This is a genomic window from Bordetella genomosp. 4, assembly GCF_002261185.1.
In the GTDB taxonomy this organism is placed as follows: domain Bacteria; phylum Pseudomonadota; class Gammaproteobacteria; order Burkholderiales; family Burkholderiaceae_B; genus Bordetella_A.
Genome location: NZ_NEVQ01000001.1, coordinates 277,275 through 294,908, shown reverse-complemented (window position 1 = coordinate 294,908; position 17,634 = coordinate 277,275). Strand labels below are relative to the sequence as shown.

General features: G+C 61.2%; 12 protein-coding genes and 1 pseudogene. 10 read left to right on the top strand and 3 right to left on the bottom strand.

Annotated elements, in window-relative coordinates; genetic code table 11:
• Nucleotides 1–9 precede the first annotated feature (9 nt).
• The 3 genes from CAL20_RS01380 (at nt 10) to CAL20_RS01370 (ending at nt 7,324) form a co-directional block, all read left to right on the top strand.
• Entirely contained in the window at nt 10–726 is a 717-nt protein-coding gene (locus tag CAL20_RS01380; RefSeq protein ID WP_094819480.1) for a hypothetical protein, read from the top strand.
• Nucleotides 727–1,104: 378 nt separating this feature from the next.
• Nucleotides 1,105–5,841, top strand: coding sequence for a glutamate synthase-related protein (locus tag CAL20_RS01375; protein WP_094819479.1), 4,737 nt, complete (start codon nt 1,105–1,107; stop codon nt 5,839–5,841).
• 16 nt (nt 5,842–5,857) lie between these two features.
• Entirely contained in the window at nt 5,858–7,324 is a 1,467-nt protein-coding gene (locus CAL20_RS01370) for a glutamate synthase subunit beta (RefSeq protein WP_094836994.1), read from the top strand.
• Between the two features lie 768 nt (nt 7,325–8,092).
• Here the strand turns inward: CAL20_RS01370 and CAL20_RS01365 are convergent.
• From CAL20_RS01365 to CAL20_RS01355, 3 genes are all read right to left on the bottom strand, one after another.
• On the bottom strand, nt 8,093–8,827 hold the full coding sequence (locus CAL20_RS01365; RefSeq protein WP_256981317.1) for an aspartate/glutamate racemase family protein: 735 nt from the start codon (nt 8,825–8,827) through the stop codon (nt 8,093–8,095).
• Nucleotides 8,828–8,891: 64 nt separating this feature from the next.
• Nucleotides 8,892–10,334 (bottom strand): N-acyl-D-amino-acid deacylase family protein, encoded by a 1,443-nt coding sequence (locus tag CAL20_RS01360; RefSeq protein WP_094824107.1) that lies wholly within the window; start codon nt 10,332–10,334, stop codon nt 8,892–8,894.
• A 22-nt stretch (nt 10,335–10,356) separates the two neighbouring features.
• Nucleotides 10,357–11,340, bottom strand: coding sequence for a Bug family tripartite tricarboxylate transporter substrate binding protein (locus CAL20_RS01355; protein ID WP_094824106.1), 984 nt, complete (start codon nt 11,338–11,340; stop codon nt 10,357–10,359).
• Between the two features lie 205 nt (nt 11,341–11,545).
• On the opposite strand from CAL20_RS01355, the gene CAL20_RS01350 reads away from it, so the two are divergent.
• From CAL20_RS01350 to CAL20_RS01320, 7 genes and pseudogenes are all read left to right on the top strand, one after another.
• A complete protein-coding gene (locus CAL20_RS01350) occupies nt 11,546–12,487 on the top strand; it encodes a LysR family transcriptional regulator (protein ID WP_094824105.1) in 942 nt (313 codons plus the stop codon).
• A gap of 124 nt (nt 12,488–12,611) precedes the next feature.
• Nucleotides 12,612–13,238, top strand: coding sequence for an OmpW/AlkL family protein (locus tag CAL20_RS01345; RefSeq protein ID WP_094824104.1), 627 nt, complete (start codon nt 12,612–12,614; stop codon nt 13,236–13,238).
• A 79-nt stretch (nt 13,239–13,317) separates the two neighbouring features.
• Entirely contained in the window at nt 13,318–14,304 is a 987-nt protein-coding gene (locus CAL20_RS01340) for a Bug family tripartite tricarboxylate transporter substrate binding protein (protein ID WP_094824103.1), read from the top strand.
• A 196-nt stretch (nt 14,305–14,500) separates the two neighbouring features.
• Nucleotides 14,501–15,325: pseudogene (locus CAL20_RS01335) on the top strand (ABC transporter ATP-binding protein); the annotation flags it as partial.
• A 77-nt stretch (nt 15,326–15,402) separates the two neighbouring features.
• Entirely contained in the window at nt 15,403–16,191 is a 789-nt protein-coding gene (gene mlaE, locus CAL20_RS01330; RefSeq protein WP_176456634.1) for a lipid asymmetry maintenance ABC transporter permease subunit MlaE, read from the top strand.
• Between the two features lie 14 nt (nt 16,192–16,205).
• Complete coding sequence (gene mlaD / locus CAL20_RS01325) at nt 16,206–16,715, top strand: outer membrane lipid asymmetry maintenance protein MlaD (RefSeq protein WP_094824101.1); 510 nt, start codon at nt 16,206–16,208, stop codon at nt 16,713–16,715.
• A gap of 95 nt (nt 16,716–16,810) precedes the next feature.
• A complete protein-coding gene (locus CAL20_RS01320) occupies nt 16,811–17,611 on the top strand; it encodes an MlaA family lipoprotein (protein ID WP_094824100.1) in 801 nt (266 codons plus the stop codon).
• Nucleotides 17,612–17,634: the final 23 nt, after the last annotated feature.

Sequence of the window (17,634 nt, the reverse complement as noted above, 5' to 3'; positions counted from 1 at the left end):
CTACACGCTATGGCTCGACTGCCCCGTTTGTACGCCCCCGGGTTACCGCAACTGGTACAGGCCAACTTCGTTCAGCCGCTGGCAGCGCCCTCGCAGCCGGCGCCCCAAGAAGTGCTCAACCAATTGGCCTCCTGGCTTGGCGATTCTGCTCAGCGGCACCGCGTTGCGGTGCACGGATGGGTGTTGGCCAACGATCGCATCCTGCTGCTGGCAACGCCCAGCGACGAGGAGGGTTTGCCTCGCTTGATGCAGACGCTAGGCCGCAATCTGGCGGCTCGCTTGCGCGGCGGACGGGTTTTTGCCGGGCGTTATCGATCAGCCTTGCTGGAGCCCGGCGTGTGGGTGCTGCCCGCCTTGGTCTGGCTCGAGACTTATCCGGTACGCAGCGGTGCGGCACATGATCCCGATTCCTGGCCCTGGTCATCGGCGGGCAGCCACACGGGCAATACGGCAGCGGCCACACCCCCATCGCCTTGGCAGTCGGATCATGCTGATTACTGGGCCTGCGGCAATACGCCGTTTGATCGTCAGGCGAATTACCGTCGACGCCTGCAAGAGGGTTTGTCGCGCGAGGAAAGCCAACGCATCGACCAGGCGGTGTCTGGACAGTGGGCACTAGGCGGCGCCGATTTCATTGCCAGCCTGACTCATACTGCCAGCCGCCGCGTCGCCCCCGGCCGACGAGGCCGCCCGCGCAAAACACCCGTCGAAACAAAAGCTTCATAGCTCTGCGGAGCCAACGCGCCGGCTCTTCTCAAAACATCAGTTCATGCGCCGCACCATAAGGCGATGACGAGGGGCCGCGAGCTCGCTCATTCAAGCGCTGCGCCGCCAATCCGCAACAAAAAATCGCAATAAAATGGGGACGCAATATGTCGGATTGGCCGTATCACAGCACGACTTCCTCTGACACGGATTAATACCGAATTATAACTATTTGATTATTATGAATTTTTAATACGTCCCCATATACAAGCACCAAAATAGTGCCTCATTTAAATTAGGGACGTACCACATTTATTCTTGTTGCACCCTAACCCGTACCGCAGTATCGTCGAGACCTTGCACTGCAACATTCCGACGCAGTTCTCTGCGGAGCGCGCTATGTCCTCGAATTCCCAAACCGATTCCTGTCGCCCGGTGGCGACGCCCATTGATGCAACCCGCATCGGCATTCCCGCCGCACAGGGTCTGTACAGCCCGCAGCATGAGCACGACGCCTGTGGCGTCGGGTTTGTTGCACATATTAAAGGGCGCAAGAGCCACGCCATCATTCAACAAGGCCTGAAGATCCTGGAAAACCTGGATCACCGCGGTGCCGTGGGCGCCGACAAGTTGATGGGCGATGGTGCCGGTATTCTGATTCAGATTCCGGACGCTCTCTATCGCGACGAAATGAGCCAGCAAGGCATCACGCTGCCCCCGCCCGGTGAATACGGTGTGGCCATGATGTTCCTGCCCAAGGAAACCGCCTCGCGACTGGCCTGTGAGCAGGAACTCGAACGCGCCGTGCGCGCCGAGGGCCAGATTGTGCTGGGCTGGCGCGACGTGCCGGTGGACGTCGACATGCCGATGTCGCCGACGGTGCGCTCGGTCGAACCTGTCATCCGCCAGTTGTTCATCGGCCGTGGCGCCGACGTGATGGTGCCCGACGCGCTGGAACGCAAGCTCTACGTCATTCGCAAGACCGCCAGCCACGCCATCCAGGCAATGAAGCTGGCGCATGGCAAAGAATATTTCGTGCCGTCGGCCTCGGTGCGCACCGTCGTGTACAAAGGCTTGTTGCTGGCCGATCAGGTCGGCCGCTACTACCGCGACCTGGCCGATCCGCGCACAGTTTCGGCTCTGGCGCTGGTGCACCAGCGTTTCTCGACCAATACGTTCCCCGCCTGGCCGCTGGCACACCCCTATCGCATGATTGCCCACAACGGTGAGATCAACACCGTGAAAGGCAACTTCAACTGGCTGCGCGCTCGCGAAGGCATGATGCAGTCGGCCGTGCTGGGCGATGATCTGAAAAAGCTGTACCCCATTGTGTACGAAGGGCAGTCTGACACGGCAACGTTCGACAACTGCCTGGAACTGCTCGTGAACTCGGGCTATTCGCTGTCGCACGCGATGATGATGATGATCCCGGAGGCCTGGGAACAGCATACGCAGATGGACGCGAGCCGCCGTGCGTTCTACGAGTATCACGCGGCCATGATGGAACCGTGGGACGGCCCTGCCGCCGTGGCCTTCACCGATGGCCGCCAGATCGGCGCCACGCTGGACCGCAACGGCCTGCGTCCCGCACGCTACCTGATTACCGATGACGATATGGTCATCATGGCGTCCGAAGCCGGCACGCTGTCGATCCCTGAAAATCGCATCGTCAAAAAATGGCGCCTGCAGCCGGGCAAGATGTTCCTGATCGATCTGGAACAAGGCCGCATCATCGACGACACGGAAATCAAGCTGCAGCTGGCCAACAGCCGCCCGTACCGCCAATGGATCGAACGCCTGCAGCTCAAACTGGAGGCGCTGCCCACACCGCGTCAGGCTGCGCAAGCGCCCGAATCCTCGATTTCGTTGCTCGATCGCCAGCAAGCATTTGGCTGGACCCAGGAAGACTACAAGTTCATTCTGGAGCCGATGGCAACGTCTGGTGAAGAAGTCATCGGCTCGATGGGCAACGACGCCCCCCTGGCCGTGCTGTCGAACCGCGCCAAGCCGTTCTACAACTATTTCCGCCAGTTGTTCGCGCAGGTGACCAACCCGCCGATCGACCCCATCCGCGAACAGATGGTGATGTCGTTGGTGTCGTTCATCGGTCCCAAGCCGAACCTGCTGGACATCAACAACGTGAATCCGCCGCTGCGCCTGGAAGTCTCGCAGCCGGTGCTGGATTTCGCGGCCATGGCGCAGATCCGCGACATCGAGCAGGTCACCGGCAAGAAATTCCGCAGCTACGAGCTGGATATCACCTATCCGGCCGCCTGGGGTTCCGAGGGCATCGAGGCCCGCGTGGCCGCGTTGTGCGCTCGTGCAGTGGATGCCGTACAAAGCGGCTACAACATTCTGATCGTGTCTGACCGTCTGGTCGACAGCGAGCGCGTCGCTATCCCGGCGTTGCTAGCCACGTCGGCAGTCCACCAGCACCTGATCCGTTCGGGCCTGCGCACAGCAACGGGCCTGGTCGTGGAAACCGGCTCAGCCCGCGAGGTGCATCATTTCGCGCTGCTGGGCGGCTACGGCGCCGAAGCAATCCACCCGTATCTGGCGCTGGAATCGCTGGGACGCATGGCCGATCCGGAAAAAGCGGTCAAGAACTTCATCAAGGCCATCGGCAAGGGCCTGAACAAGGTCATGTCCAAGATGGGCATCTCGACCTACATGTCGTACACCGGCGCGCAGATTTTCGAAGCCGTCGGCCTGCAACGCAGCCTGGTTGATAAATACTTCACCGGTACGGCTTCGAACGTCGAAGGCATCGGCATTTTCGAGGTCGCTGAAGAAGCCCTGCGCCAGCATCGCGCGGCCTTCAGCAGCGATCCCGTGTTGGCCAACGACCTGGATGCAGGCGGCGAGTACGCATTCCGTATCCGCGGCGAAGAGCACATGTGGACGCCGGACTCGATCGCCAAGCTGCAGCACGCTTCGCGTGCGAACAACTACCGCACGTACAAGGAATACGCGCAGATCATCAACGATCAAACTCGCCGCCACATGACGCTGCGCGGCTTGTTCGAATTCCGTTTTGATCCCTCGCGCGCGATTCCCCTGGAAGACGTCGAACCGGCCAAGGAAATCGTCAAACGTTTTGCCACGGGCGCCATGTCGCTGGGCTCTATCTCTACAGAAGCCCACTCGGTGCTGGCTGTCGCGATGAACCGCATCGGCGGTAAATCGAACACGGGCGAAGGCGGCGAAGACGAGCTGCGTTACCGCGCCGAAATGCGTGATGGCAAGAGCACCATCAAAGATGGCGATACGCTGGCTTCCGTCCTGGGCTCCGAGCGCATCGAAGCCGATGTCCCGCTGAAGGCCGGCGACTCGCTACGCTCGCGCATTAAACAAGTTGCGTCCGGCCGTTTTGGCGTCACTGCCGAATACCTGAGCAGCGCCGATCAGATCCAGATCAAGATGGCGCAGGGCGCCAAGCCCGGCGAGGGCGGTCAATTGCCAGGCCACAAGGTCACGGACTACATCGCCAAGCTGCGTTACTCGGTGCCTGGCGTCGGCCTGATTTCGCCCCCACCGCACCACGACATTTATTCGATCGAGGATCTGGCTCAGCTGATTCACGATCTGAAGAACGTCAACAGCAAGTCGTCGATCTCGGTCAAGCTCGTGTCCGAAGTGGGCGTGGGCACTGTGGCCGCGGGTGTGGCCAAGGCGAAAGCCGATCACGTGGTGATCGCCGGCCATGACGGCGGCACTGGCGCATCGCCCGTCTCGTCGATCAAGCATGTGGGCACGCCCTGGGAGCTGGGCCTGGCCGAAACGCAGCAGACGCTGGTGCTCAACCGTCTGCGCAGCCGCATTCGCGTGCAGGCCGACGGTCAAATGAAGACCGGCCGCGACGTCGTCATCGGCGCGCTGCTGGGTGCGGACGAATTCGGCTTTGCGACCGCACCGCTGGTCGTGGAAGGCTGCATCATGATGCGCAAATGCCACCTGAACACCTGCCCGGTGGGTGTGGCCACGCAGGACCCCGTCCTGCGCCGCAAATTCCAGGGCAAGCCTGAACACGTCGTGAACTTCTTCTTCTTTATCGCCGAAGAGGTCCGCGAAATCATGGCGCAGCTGGGCATCCGCAAATTCGACGACCTGATCGGCCGTTCGGACCTGCTGGACATGCGTGCCGGCATCGAGCACTGGAAAGCGCAAGGCCTGGATTTCGGCCGCGTGTTCTATCAGCCGCAGATCGATACCGAAAAGCGTCAAACCGAAACGCAAGACCACGGCCTGGCCGGCGCGCTGGATCACCTGTTGATCGAACGCAGCAAGCCTGCGCTGGAACGCGGCGAGAAAGTCTCGTTCATCACGCCGGTGCGCAACCGCAATCGTACGATCGGCGCCATGCTGTCAGGCGCGGTCGCGGCACGCTACGGTCACGATGGCCTGCCTGACGACACCATCCACATTCAGTGCAATGGCACGGCAGGACAGAGCTTTGGCGCGTTCCTGGCTCATGGCATCACGCTGGATCTGGTGGGCGAAGGCAACGACTACGTGGGCAAGGGCCTGTCGGGCGGCCGCATCATCGTGCGCTCGCCTAATGACTTCCGCGGCTTCGGTCCCGATCACATCATCGTCGGTAATACGGTGCTGTACGGCGCTTTGGCTGGCGAGGCGTTCTTCAATGGCGTAGCAGGTGAGCGCTTTGCCGTGCGTAACTCGGGCGCGGCCACCGTTGTCGAAGGCACCGGCGACCATGGTTGCGAATACATGACCGGCGGTACGGTCGTGGTGCTGGGTGAAACCGGCCGCAACTTCGCGGCCGGGATGTCGGGCGGCGTGGCCTACGTCTGGGATCCGGATCGCAGCTTCAAACACCGTTGCAACCTGTCGATGGTCGAACTGGAAGGCATCGTGCCGCACGCGGAGCAACTGGCGCAGAACGATCAATCGGGCTGGCACAGTGCCCAGCGCGGTGGCGAACGCGACACCGACGAGGCGATCCTGCGCAAGCTGATCGAAGATCACTTCCGTTATACCGGCAGCTTCCGCGCCCGGGAAATCCTGGGCGACTGGGAAACCTCGCGCGGTAAGTTCATCAAAGTAATGCCGACGGAGTACCGCCGCGCATTGGGCGAAATGTGGCGTGCAGCCAATCCTGAACAATTGGCTGCATAAGGCCTAAGGACCGATCATGGGAAAAATCACTGGCTTTATGGAATATCAGCGGCTGCAGGAAGCCTCTGAAGTTCCGCAAAAACGCCTGAAAAACTGGCGTGAATTCGTTCTGCACCTGACCGATGAACAGTCCAAGCAGCAAGCGGCTCGCTGTATGGACTGCGGCATTCCGTTCTGCAACAACGGCTGCCCGGTCAACAACATCATTCCTGACTGGAACGACCTGGTCTACCGTCAGGAATGGCGCCGCGCGCTGCATGTCTTGCATTCGACGAACAACTTTCCGGAGTTCACCGGGCGCATTTGTCCGGCGCCGTGCGAGGCGGCCTGTACCCTCAACATCAACAGCGATGCGGTGGGCATCAAATCGATCGAGCACGCCATCATCGACAAGGGCTGGGCCGAAGGCTGGGTAGTGCCTCAAGTCCCTGCCCGCAAGACCGGCAAGAAAGTCGCGGTCGTAGGCTCCGGCCCCTCCGGCCTGGCATGCGCACAACAGTTGGCACGCGTGGGCCATGCCGTGACGGTGTTCGAGAAAAGCGACCGCATCGGTGGATTGCTACGCTACGGCATCCCTGATTTCAAGCTGGAGAAATCGCAGATCGACCGCCGCATCGCGCAGATGGAAGCCGAAGGCGTCGAGTTCTCACCCTCCACATATGTGGGCAATGCCAGCGACGCCGTAGCCGATGGACTGACGGTGCGCACGCCACAATCGTTGATTGATGAATTCGATGCTGTCGTCATGACGGGCGGCTCGGAAACGCCGCGCGATCTGCCCGTGCCGGGCCGCGAGCTCGAGGGCGTGTACTTTGCCATGGACTTCCTGCGTCAGCAGAATAAGGCCGTCGCAGGCGATCGCCTGACCAAGCAAACGCTGGCCAAGGGCAAGCACGTCGTCGTGATCGGCGGCGGTGATACGGGCTCGGATTGCGTGGGCACCAGCAACCGCCATGGCGCGGCTTCGGTCACGCAGTTCGAACTGATGCCTCAACCGCCCGAGTCGGAAAACAAGCCGCTCGTGTGGCCGTACTGGCCCTTGAAGATGCGCACCTCGTCGTCGCACGAAGAGGGCTGCGAACGCGACTGGTCGATAACGACCAAGCTGCTCAAAGGCAGTAACGGCAAAGTCGAGAAGCTGGTCGGCGCGCGTGTCGAATGGTTCAAGGACGAAGCCACCGGCCAGATGAAAATGCGCGAGGTCGAAGGCTCGGAATTCGAAATCCAGGCCGATCTGGTGCTGTTGGCAATGGGCTTTGTTTCGCCTGTGCAGCAGGTGTTGGACGCCTTTGGCGTGGATCGCGATGCACGTGACAATGTGCGCGCGAATACTGACGACTATCGCACCAATGTCGATAAGGTCTTTGCCGCTGGCGACATGCGTCGCGGCCAATCGCTGGTGGTCTGGGCCATTCGCGAAGGACGTCAATGCGCTCGCTCGGTGGATGAGTATCTGATGGGTGCAAGCGAATTGCCGCGCTGATTGACGCCGTCATTCCATCAAACGGCCAGTTCCTGCGGGGGCTGGCCGTTTTTATTTCATTGGTCTTGAATACAGCGATTGCGGGTATCGATAGAGATAATGCGGGGTTGTTGTCTTGTGGGTTTTGTCAGGGGTTTAGGTGGGGCTAGGGTGGTGTGCTTATGGACGTCGAGCCGAGGCAATCGGTCCGGGCATGCGGCGGGGTGGCGTGTTGCCAGTTTGGAAGATCTGCTTGGCCAGAGTTGATGCATGCGACGATGATGCGCAGCTCATCTCTAGGTATAACGAAATCGTAGCTCGAGAGATCTTCTGTTCATCTCCGATGCCAAAGCCTTCGCATGCAGATCCCGAACGCTATTCATGGCCGCGCCCGTAGGCGGCCATGAATAGCGGCCCTGCAAGATCTTCCTCCTTGCAAACGCCTGTGCCTACGAAGCCTACGTAGATCAGCCGTGCCAGCGATGAGGGAATCAGAGACTCTGCGAGTCGAGGCGGGGCAGTGACCGTGTTGGCGCGCCTCGGAGTCGAGCGAGGGAAACCGAAGGAGCGTAGCGACGAGGTTGACGAAGCGATGTCGGCCGCGCAGGCGGCCGACCGACTCCGTGAAGCGCCAACACGGTCACTGCCCCGCCTCGACGTCCAATAGCACTCGATCCCCCCATCCTGCCCACACTGCAACGCTCAGTGCCCCCTTCAGCAGGCCATCCAACCCAGCCACAACTGAAAACCTGAACGGTCAAAAACAGGGTAATTCACGCCCGACTATTTCTAATCGCGATGCGTCGCGAGCTTGCCCGCCTTTTGATAATGCTCAATGACAGCCAGAGCGAGCGCATCAATCGAATCGGTTGTCACCATGCCCAAAGACGGCCGCACCGCGTGAGGAATGGCCAACGGCAACTCGGTGCATCCCAACACGACGGCATCAGCGCCGCGTGCCCGCAACCGCTGCACGCATTCCACAGCAGGCGCCAGAGAATCATCCAGCCGGTTGGATTTCACCGCACGAATAGACGTCATACACAATGACTCTACCTCGTCGTCCTGCGGCACGATGCATTCGTAGCCGTGCTGCTCCAGGGTGCGTTGATACAGGCCCAACGCCAATGTCGCCGCGGTACCCATCAATCCGATCCGGCCCCGCGCCACGCCTTGACGGCGCAGGTCGTCGGCAACGGCCTCGATGATATGCAGCACGGGACATTGCGAGGCCTCGGCCAATTCGTCGTACCAGAGGTGCGCGGTATTGCAGGGAATGGCGATCAGATCCGCCCCCGACGTATTCAGAAACTCGATGCCGGCGCGCATCGCTGGCAAGGGGTCTTCGCCGCCGGCCAGCCGGGCGGTACTGCGGTCGGGTATCCGCGGATCATTCAACAGCAGAACAGGAATGTGCTCCTGATCCCTGTCAGCCGGCGTCAGCGCCGCCAATCGCAGCGCAAACGCTGCGCCCGCCATCGGTCCCATCCCACCCAATACACCCAACATACGTTTCGTTTCCATGCACATACGAGCGCCCGGCCGGCGCTCCATTCCAATTCTGCTTGTTGCGGCGGCCGCTATGGGCTCATGCCGGCGCCCCGGGTCGCAACACCCGGCCTGGCCGTGCGCCGCTGGCTTGATTGCCATCCCAGACCGATTGGCCGTTGACCCAGACTCCGTCAATGCCTTGACTGACCTGGACGGGTTTTTCAAAGGTCGCCAGATCGTTGACGCGCTCCGGGTCAAGCAACACCAAGTCAGCATAATAACCGGGCTGGAGCAGGCCCCGCTGCGCCAGGCCATACTGGGTCGCAGCCAATCCCGTCATGCGATGAATGGCCGCCGTGAGCGTCAACACGCCTTCTTCGCGCACCAAGCGGCGCAACACCTGGGGAAAAGTGCCCCATTGACGCGGATGCGGGTGCGGATCAAAGGGCAGGCCATCAGATCCGACCATGGTGAGCGGGTGTTGGAAAATACGCCGCACATCGTTGGGGTCCATCAGAAAATAGATCGCGCCCGCGGGCGCCAGCCGCGCCAGCATGGCTTCGTCGTCCAGGCCCAGCTCGGCCTTTACATCGGCGTAATCGCGCCCCGTGGCCGCCGGATACCCTTTGGACCAGGTGATCATGGTGCGGCTGGCAATGCGCACACGGTCCAGGCGCAGCATCGTGGATGTCGCAGGGTACGGATGGCAATCCAGGCAGACTGGCTGACTCGCCGCGGCCCGGGTGATCATGTCGAGCGTTTCGCGGGTGCGGCCATGATTGCGGCTGCCGGCGACTTTGTGATGTGAGAACACGACCCGGGCGTCGACGGCACGCCCGATGGCCAGCGCCTCCTCCATCGCCGGCACGACGTGATCGGCTTCATCGCGTAAATGCGTCGCGTAAATGACATGACGTCCAGCCATCGGCGCGCAAACATCGATGATCTCGTCGGTGGGCGCAGCAGCGGCAGGGGGATAGAACGTACCGGTCGATACACCGAAAGCGCCTGCGGCCAACGCCTCGGCCAGCAGCTCGCGCATGGCCTGACGCTCACCCGCGTCGGCTGCGCGATCGACCGCATCGCCCATCACCGCCACACGCAGCGTCGTGTGCCCCACCAATGGAATCACATTGGTGGCGGCCGGCGCCTCACGCAAAGCCTCTATCCACTGCGCAAATGTGGAAAAACGGAACAACTCGGCAGGGCCGAGCAGGTCCAGCGGCTGCGGCACATCCTGACGCGTCAGCGGGGCCAGGCTGATGCCGCAGTTACCCGTCACCACACTCGTGATGCCCTGCGACACCTTGGGCGTCATTTCCGGGTGTGCCAGTAGATAGCCATCATCATGCGTATGCGAGTCGATAAAACCCGGCGCTAATACGCGCCCGGCGGCATCCAGGACCGGGACACCGTCCGGACACGGGAAATCGCCCAGCGCGGCAATACGCTCGCCTTTAATGGCTAGATGACCCCGCACGGGTTCTGCGCCGCTGCCGTCAACCAGCAGGGCATTCGTAATGATCAGATCAGCTTGCATAGAATGATGATGGTTTTGTTGGTCAGTCCAGCTTCTGGATACCTGCGCTCTCGATCAGTTTGCCCCATTTGGCGGTTTCTGCGTCCATGAGCCGCTTGAAATCTTCGGGACTGCCGCCGGCAGGATCCGCACCGAGCGCTGCCAACGATTTTTGGACCTCGGGATTTTCCAGCGCCTTGTTCAAGTCGGCGTTGAGCTTTTGGATGATATTGGCCGGCGTCCCCGCAGGAGCCACCGCACCTCCCCAGGCGATTGTCTCGTAGCCCTTCAGGCCGCTTTCGTCCAGCGTAGGTACGTCAGGCAGCAAAGCCAGGCGTTTGAGGCTGCTGACACCCAAGGCGCGAACTTTACCGCTTTGAATCAACGGCACCGCCTCCGACGTATTTGCAAAGGTAAAGTCCAACCGTCCGCCCATCAAGTCCTGCATCGCGGCCGGCCCGCCGTTGTAGGGAATGAACATGACATCGATCTTGGCCATACTCTTGAAGAGCTCGCCACCCATATGGCCAGTGGTGCCCACACCCGAAGCGCCATACGAGAGGCGGCCTGGCTCTGCCTTCGCGCGCTCGATCAAGTCCTGCACTGATTTGATCGGTGAATCGGCAGGCACGATCAGCACGTTATAGATGTTGAACATCTGCCCAACCGGGACCAGGTCTTTGTCCACATCGTAAGGCAGGGCTTTAAACAGCGAGCGGTTCACGGCCAAGGTATTGATATTGCCGTAGCCGATGGTGTAGCCATCGGCCGCTGCGCGTTTGATCAGCGACACGCCGATGTTGCCCGCCGCACCGGGACGGTTTTCGATCACGAGCGTCGCGCCAGTGTCCTTGGCGATCTGTGTAGTGATCAGACGCGACAATACGTCAGGCGATCCGCCTGCAGCGGATGGAACGATGAAGGTGATCGGCTTGTCGGGAAAAGCGGCATGGGCGCTGACGGCAGCGCCCGCTGCGGTGCAGGCAACAGCTAGGACGCTCAAACAACGGGCGAGAGTTCGATACATGTAATTCCCCTGGATATATGTAGTCTGGTTTCATTGCCGCGCTTCTCACGGCCCGGCCTTGCCGGCGGGCCCGGAAGCAAGGAAAACGCGGAATAGCCCGGCGTTTTCCGGCAAGTCAGGTTATCACCGGGACCCAGCCGAACCCTCATCGAAAAATGTCCCAGACCTATAATCCGCCGTTATTGCCCCAGACAGGAAACCCGCGATGCAGGACGACGCGATCACTGAGGCAGGCGCCTCATCTCACACCGCCGCGAGGCCTCTGAACCTGCGCCAGATCGAAGTCTTTCGCGCCATCATGATGGCGGGCTCGATCAGTGGGGCAGGCCGATTGCTGCACGTCTCGCAACCCGCGGTCAGCCGCGTGCTGTCGCTCACCGAATCACGCCTGGGTTATCCGCTTTTCGAACGCGCAAAGAGCCGGCTGACGCCCACCCCCGAAGCACTACGCCTGTACGCGGAGGTCGAGCAAGTCTATGGCGGCATCCAGCGCGTAAACGATCTCGCGATTGCCCTGGGCGAGGCAGGCGCCGGCGTATTGCGCGTGGTGTGCTCGGCCAGCTACGGGCAACGCCTGGTGCCGCGTACGCTACTGGCTATGCGCGGGCGCACGGAACGCAGCCGGGTCGACTACCGCAGCGTCACGTTTGACGAACTCGCGGGCTACTTTCTGACGGGGCGCGCCGACGTCGGGTTGTCTATGTCCCCACCTCAGCACCCGCATCTGAATTCTGTGCGGCTCGGAACCGTACCCATTGTCTGTATCGCGCCGCCGGATCACCCCTTGGCAAGCCACGACAGCGTGCACGCGCATGATTTCGGTTCTGCGCAGTGGATCGCTTATCCCGTCGGGACACCTCTCAATCACGCGCTCACCGCGTTCTTTGGCGACACGCAACCCTGTCCTGCCGCGGTCGAAGTCCACTCGCCAGTCACAGCCTGTGCTTTCGTCCTCCAGGGCTTGGGTCCAGCTCTCGTAGACCGCTGGTGCATCACACCAGAGTTGGCTGAGCGCGTGGCCATCCGGCCCATTCGTCCCGAAGCCCATGTGGAGATCTGGGCCACTCACTCCACGCTCGCCCCGCTGCCGTTGCTTGGCCGCCGTTTTCTCGATGCCGCGCGGCATGTCATCGAACAGGGCGCCTAGCCGTGACGCCAGCGCCCCATCAATTTTCGAGTAATGCTGCCATGCTTGATCTGGATCAAGCCGGATATCGAGAGACCCTGCCACCATCTCCGTGCCGATAGCCCTCGGCCTTTACGGAGAAGTCATGTCATTACGCAGTACCGTGGCCGCCACATTCTGTGCGGCCAGCCTGAGCGCCATAACCGTCCACGCTCACGAAGCCGGCGATTGGCTTTTTAAGCTGGGCGTGACCCAAGTCAGCCCTAAATCCGATAATGGCAGCGTGCTCGGTGGCACGGTCGATCTCAACGTCAACAGCAACGTGCGGCCGAGTTTCACGGTGACCTACATGGCCACGCGGCATATCGGCATCGAGTTGCTCGGCGCATTGCCCTTTCAACACAATGTATCCGGTGACACCGGACTGGGAAAGATCGGCACGACCAAACAGCTGCCGCCCACACTCAGCGTGCAATGGCATTTCCTCCCGGATCACACCATACAGCCCTATGTCGGCGTGGGGCTGAACTACACTCATTTCTTTGACACGCACACGCGCGGCCCGCTGTCCGGCTCCAGTCTGAAGCTGAGCGACTCCTGGGGCTTGGCCGGGCAGCTGGGCGTTGACATCAAACTCAGCGACCGCTGGTTCATGAACGCGGATATTCGTTATATCGACATCTCGTCGAAGGTGAAACTCGACGGTCAGCGCATCGGCACCGCACGCATTGATCCGTGGGTCACGACCTTGGCGGTCGGCTATCGCTTTTAGCGCCGGCGCGGGCGGGCAGGCCCCATAAAGGTCATAATAGTCGGCTCCGCGCTACGTCTAAGAAAAGAGGAGCCCGCGCATGAAATCTTTACATCCCTTGCTCGCCAGCCTGTTGGCTGTCACTGCCCTGACCGGCGCATCGCTCGCCCGCGCCCAGGATGTCGGTGACTGGCCGTCCAAGCCCATTACCTTGATCGTGCCTTATGCGCCCGGGGGCTTTGCCGACACCCGTATGCGCCTGATCGCGCGCAAGCTGGGCGATGCGCTCAAGCAAACCGTCGTCGTCGAAAACAAGGCCGGTGCGGGAGGCGTCATCGGTACCAACCTGGTGGCCAAAGCCACTCCTGATGGTTACACCATTGGCGCCGGCAACTTGGCCCCCTTGGCAGTCAACCCTAGTCTGATGGCTCAGATGCCTTACAAAGCGGACAAAGATCTGGCCCCCATCATCCTGGTCGAAAACAGTCCCCTCGTCCTGAGCGTGACAAACACCTTGCCGGTCAAAAATCTGCAGGAGTTGATCGATCTGGCCAAGAAAAAACCGGGGACGCTGACTTTTGGTTCCTCGGGCGTGGGCGGCGCTCACCACTTGTCAGGCGAAATGTTCCGCGAACAGGCAGACATCGATATCGTGCATGTGCCCTATAAAGGCGGCAGCCCGGCGTCCGCGGATCTGATGGGTGGACATATTTCGATGATGTTCGAAATGGGTTACGCGGCGTTGCCCGCCATTCAGAGCAAAAAGGTTCATCCTATTGCCGTGACGTCCGCCAAACGCCTGACTGTGCTGCCCGATGTTCCGACGCTGAGCGAGGCAGGATTGCCCGGGTTCGAGTCATATAACTGGCAGGGCATCATCGCGCCGGCAGGTACGCCCGCCCCCATCATTGCCAAACTCAACACGGAGTTGAACAACATCTTGCAAGACCCGGAAGTGCAACGGGCCATTGCCGATACGGGTAGCCAGGCAGGAGGCGGCACGCCGGACGATTTCGCCAAATTCATCGCCAGCGAAACCCGAAAGTGGGCAGAAGTCATCCAAAAAGGCAACATTACGCTGCAGTAAGGACACGTTTGCGGCGACACTCGATGTGAGGCGGCAAGTTACAATAACATTCGCCTGCAACATGCCGCCGCGAGAATCACGGTCGCCTGACAGGTACAGTATTCGATGGCCGACGCCTTGACCGGCTCGGCCAAAAACTCTATGGTCGTCCCCTTTGTCGGACACTGTTCACCCGTCCAGGCCCAACTTGTTGCCTATGCCCGATCACACGCCCGATAGCCCGCCCCCCGTTCTGTCACTGGACGCAGTGGCGCTGGGCTATGGCGAATTCACGGTGCTGCAAGACATCACCATGACCGTCCAGCCCGGGCAGGTTGTAGCCATCATGGGCGGCTCCGGCTCGGGCAAAACCACGCTATTGCGTGCCGCGACTGGCCAGCTTCAGCCCCTGCGCGGCCAAGTCCGTGCATTCGGCACCGATCTGAGCCAAATCGGCCACGATGAGCTGCAGGCCTTGCGCAAGCGCATGGGCGTGCTTTTTCAGCAAGGCGCGCTGTTTACAGACCTGAACGTCTTTGAAAACGTCGCCTTTCCCCTACGCGAGCACACCCGCTTGCCTGAGGCAGAGGTTGTGTCCCGCGTGCTGGACAAGCTCGACGCGGTTGGGCTGCGTGCTGCGGCGCATCTGCGCGTAGCGGAAATCTCTGGCGGCATGTCCCGACGGGTGGCCCTGGCTCGTGCGGTAGTGCTGGAGCCCGAACTCATTTTGTACGACGAACCCTTTGCTGGGCTCGACCCGATTTCGATGGGGATCACGGCCCGTCTGATCCGCGACCTATCCGACCGACTGCATTGTGCCTCGGTGCTGATCACCCACGACGTGCAGGAGTCCTTTGCAATTGCCGATCAGGTCTACCTGGTCGGCCAGGGCCGTCTGGTCATCTCCGGATCGCCGCAATCCTTATCTGAGTCGCAAGACCCGTACGTCAGACAATTCCTGCGCGGCGAGCCCGATGGCCCGGTCGCCTTTCAGTATCCCGACACGCCGGCGTTTCAGGCGTGGCTGGCCAAACAGGCGGGCGGCTCCGAAGCCAGGGCGAACTCGACCCCATCTCCAAAAACCGACGCAGCCCAGTCTTCCCTCGGAGGCCGAAAATCATGATCGGGCCAGTTCGAGCGATCAGCGCCCTGGGCCGTTGGGTGCGTGACAGCATCAGCGGCGTCGGCGGGTTCACCCGCTTTGTAAACAGTCTCCTGGCGCGCAGCGGCATCGCGTTGTCGCGTCCCCGGCTGGTCTCCCAGCAAGTTCACTTCATCGGCAACTATTCCCTGCTGATCATCGTCGTATCGGGCCTGTTTGTCGGCTTCGTGCTGGGATTGCAAGGCTATTACACACTGAACCGCTATGGTTCCGAAGAAGCCCTCGGTCTGCTGGTCGCCCTGTCCCTGGTTCGCGAACTCGGTCCCGTGGTGACGGCCCTCCTGTTTGCCGGCCGTGCGGGCACCTCGCTGACCGCCGAAATTGGCCTCATGAAGGCTGGCGAGCAGCTCTCGGCCATGGAAGTCATGGCCGTCGATCCGATGCGGCGGGTGCTCGTGCCGCGTTTGTGGGGCGGCATCATCGCCATGCCGGTCTTGGCCGCTGTATTTTCCATGGTAGGCATCCTGGGCGGCTGGATCGTCGGCGTACTGCTCATTGGGGTGGATGCCGGCGCGTTCTGGTCGCAGATGCAGAACGGCGTGGACGTCTGGGATGACGTCGCCAATGGCGTCCTGAAAAGCATTGTCTTCGGAGTCACGGTCACGCTCGTCGCGCTCTACGAAGGCTGGCACGCCCGCGCTACCCCCGAGGGCGTGGCGCGAGCCACCACCCGCACCGTCGTCGTAGGCTCGCTCGCCGTGCTGGGCCTGGATTTCCTGCTTACCGCCCTGATGTTTGGCAATTAATACGGATTTGCATCATGTCACGCGAAAAAACCGATTTTTGGGTAGGCCTCTTCGTGCTGCTCGGCGCAGCCGCCCTGGTGTTTCTGGCCTTGCGTGCCGGCAACCTCAGCAGTTTCTCATTTGCGCCGACATACACGTTGACCGCCGACTTTGACAATATCGGCGGCCTGAAAGCGCGCGCGCCCGTCAAAAGCGCCGGCGTGGTGGTGGGGCGCGTCAGCAGCATCACCTTTGACGACCGTTCTTTCAAGGCCGTGGTCGCCCTCAACCTGGAAGAAGGCTACCAATTTCCCAAAGACACGTCGGCCTCCATTCTGACCTCAGGGCTGCTGGGCGAGCAGTACGTTGGGCTGACAGCGGGCGGCGACGAGCAAAATTTTGCCGATGGAGGCAAAATCCGCTATACCCAAAGCGCCGTTGTCCTGGAAAACCTGATTAGCCAATTCCTCTACAACAGCGCGCAAAACCAAGGGTCTAATTCGGACAAATCCGGCGAACAGCCCAGTGCGCCGCCAACGAACTGAAATACCGCGCTGACGGACATTGACCGAATACCTTTGCCCAGCCTGCTTCGGCAGGCGACCTGTGAACAGAACCTTTGCTTGGCATTGACCCCATCATGACTATGCCCACCTACGCTCGATTTGCCTCTGCCCTGGCCGTCTGCGCGCTGACCGCCGGTTGCGCGGCTCCAGGCAACCCGGATCCGCGCGATCCCTGGGAAGGCTTCAACCGCGGCGTATACAAGTTCAACGACACTATCGACCGGGCTCTGTTCAAGCCTGTCGCACAGGCATATACCTATGTCACGCCTGAGCCGGTACGCAGCTGCGTCCACAACATGTTCAGCAACGTAGGCGATCTCTGGTCGGCCACGAACAGCTTCCTGCAGGGCCGCGGCCACGATTTCGTCAACACGCTGGGACGCTTCCTGTTCAACACCACCATGGGCGTAGGCGGCTGCTTTGACGTGGCCTCGGCCAATGGCGCCCGCAAGATCCCCAACGACTTCGGCACGACGCTGGGCGTATGGGGCCTTGGCCAAGGTCCCTATCTGGTGCTGCCGTTCTTTGGCTCAAGCACCGTGCGTGACGGCGTGGGCCTGATCGGCGACTGGCAAGGCGGTATTTACACCTACAGCAGCCCCGGTGCCATCGAGAACGTACCGATCCGCAATAGCTTGTGGGGTCTGGATCTCGTCGATACGCGCGCCAGCTTGCTCGACACCACCGATATGGTCGATCGGGTAGCGCTGGACCCCTACAGTTTCATTCGTGACGCCTACCTGCAACGCCGCGCCGCCATGGTGCGCGGCAGCGCCGAGGGCGAGGGCAACCTGCCGGATTACAGCATCGAGGACGATGACGACGCCGCCGCGCCGGCTCAACCTGCCGCCCCTGCGCCCACGCCCACCCAATAACCAGGACGCCCCACTCAAAAGGA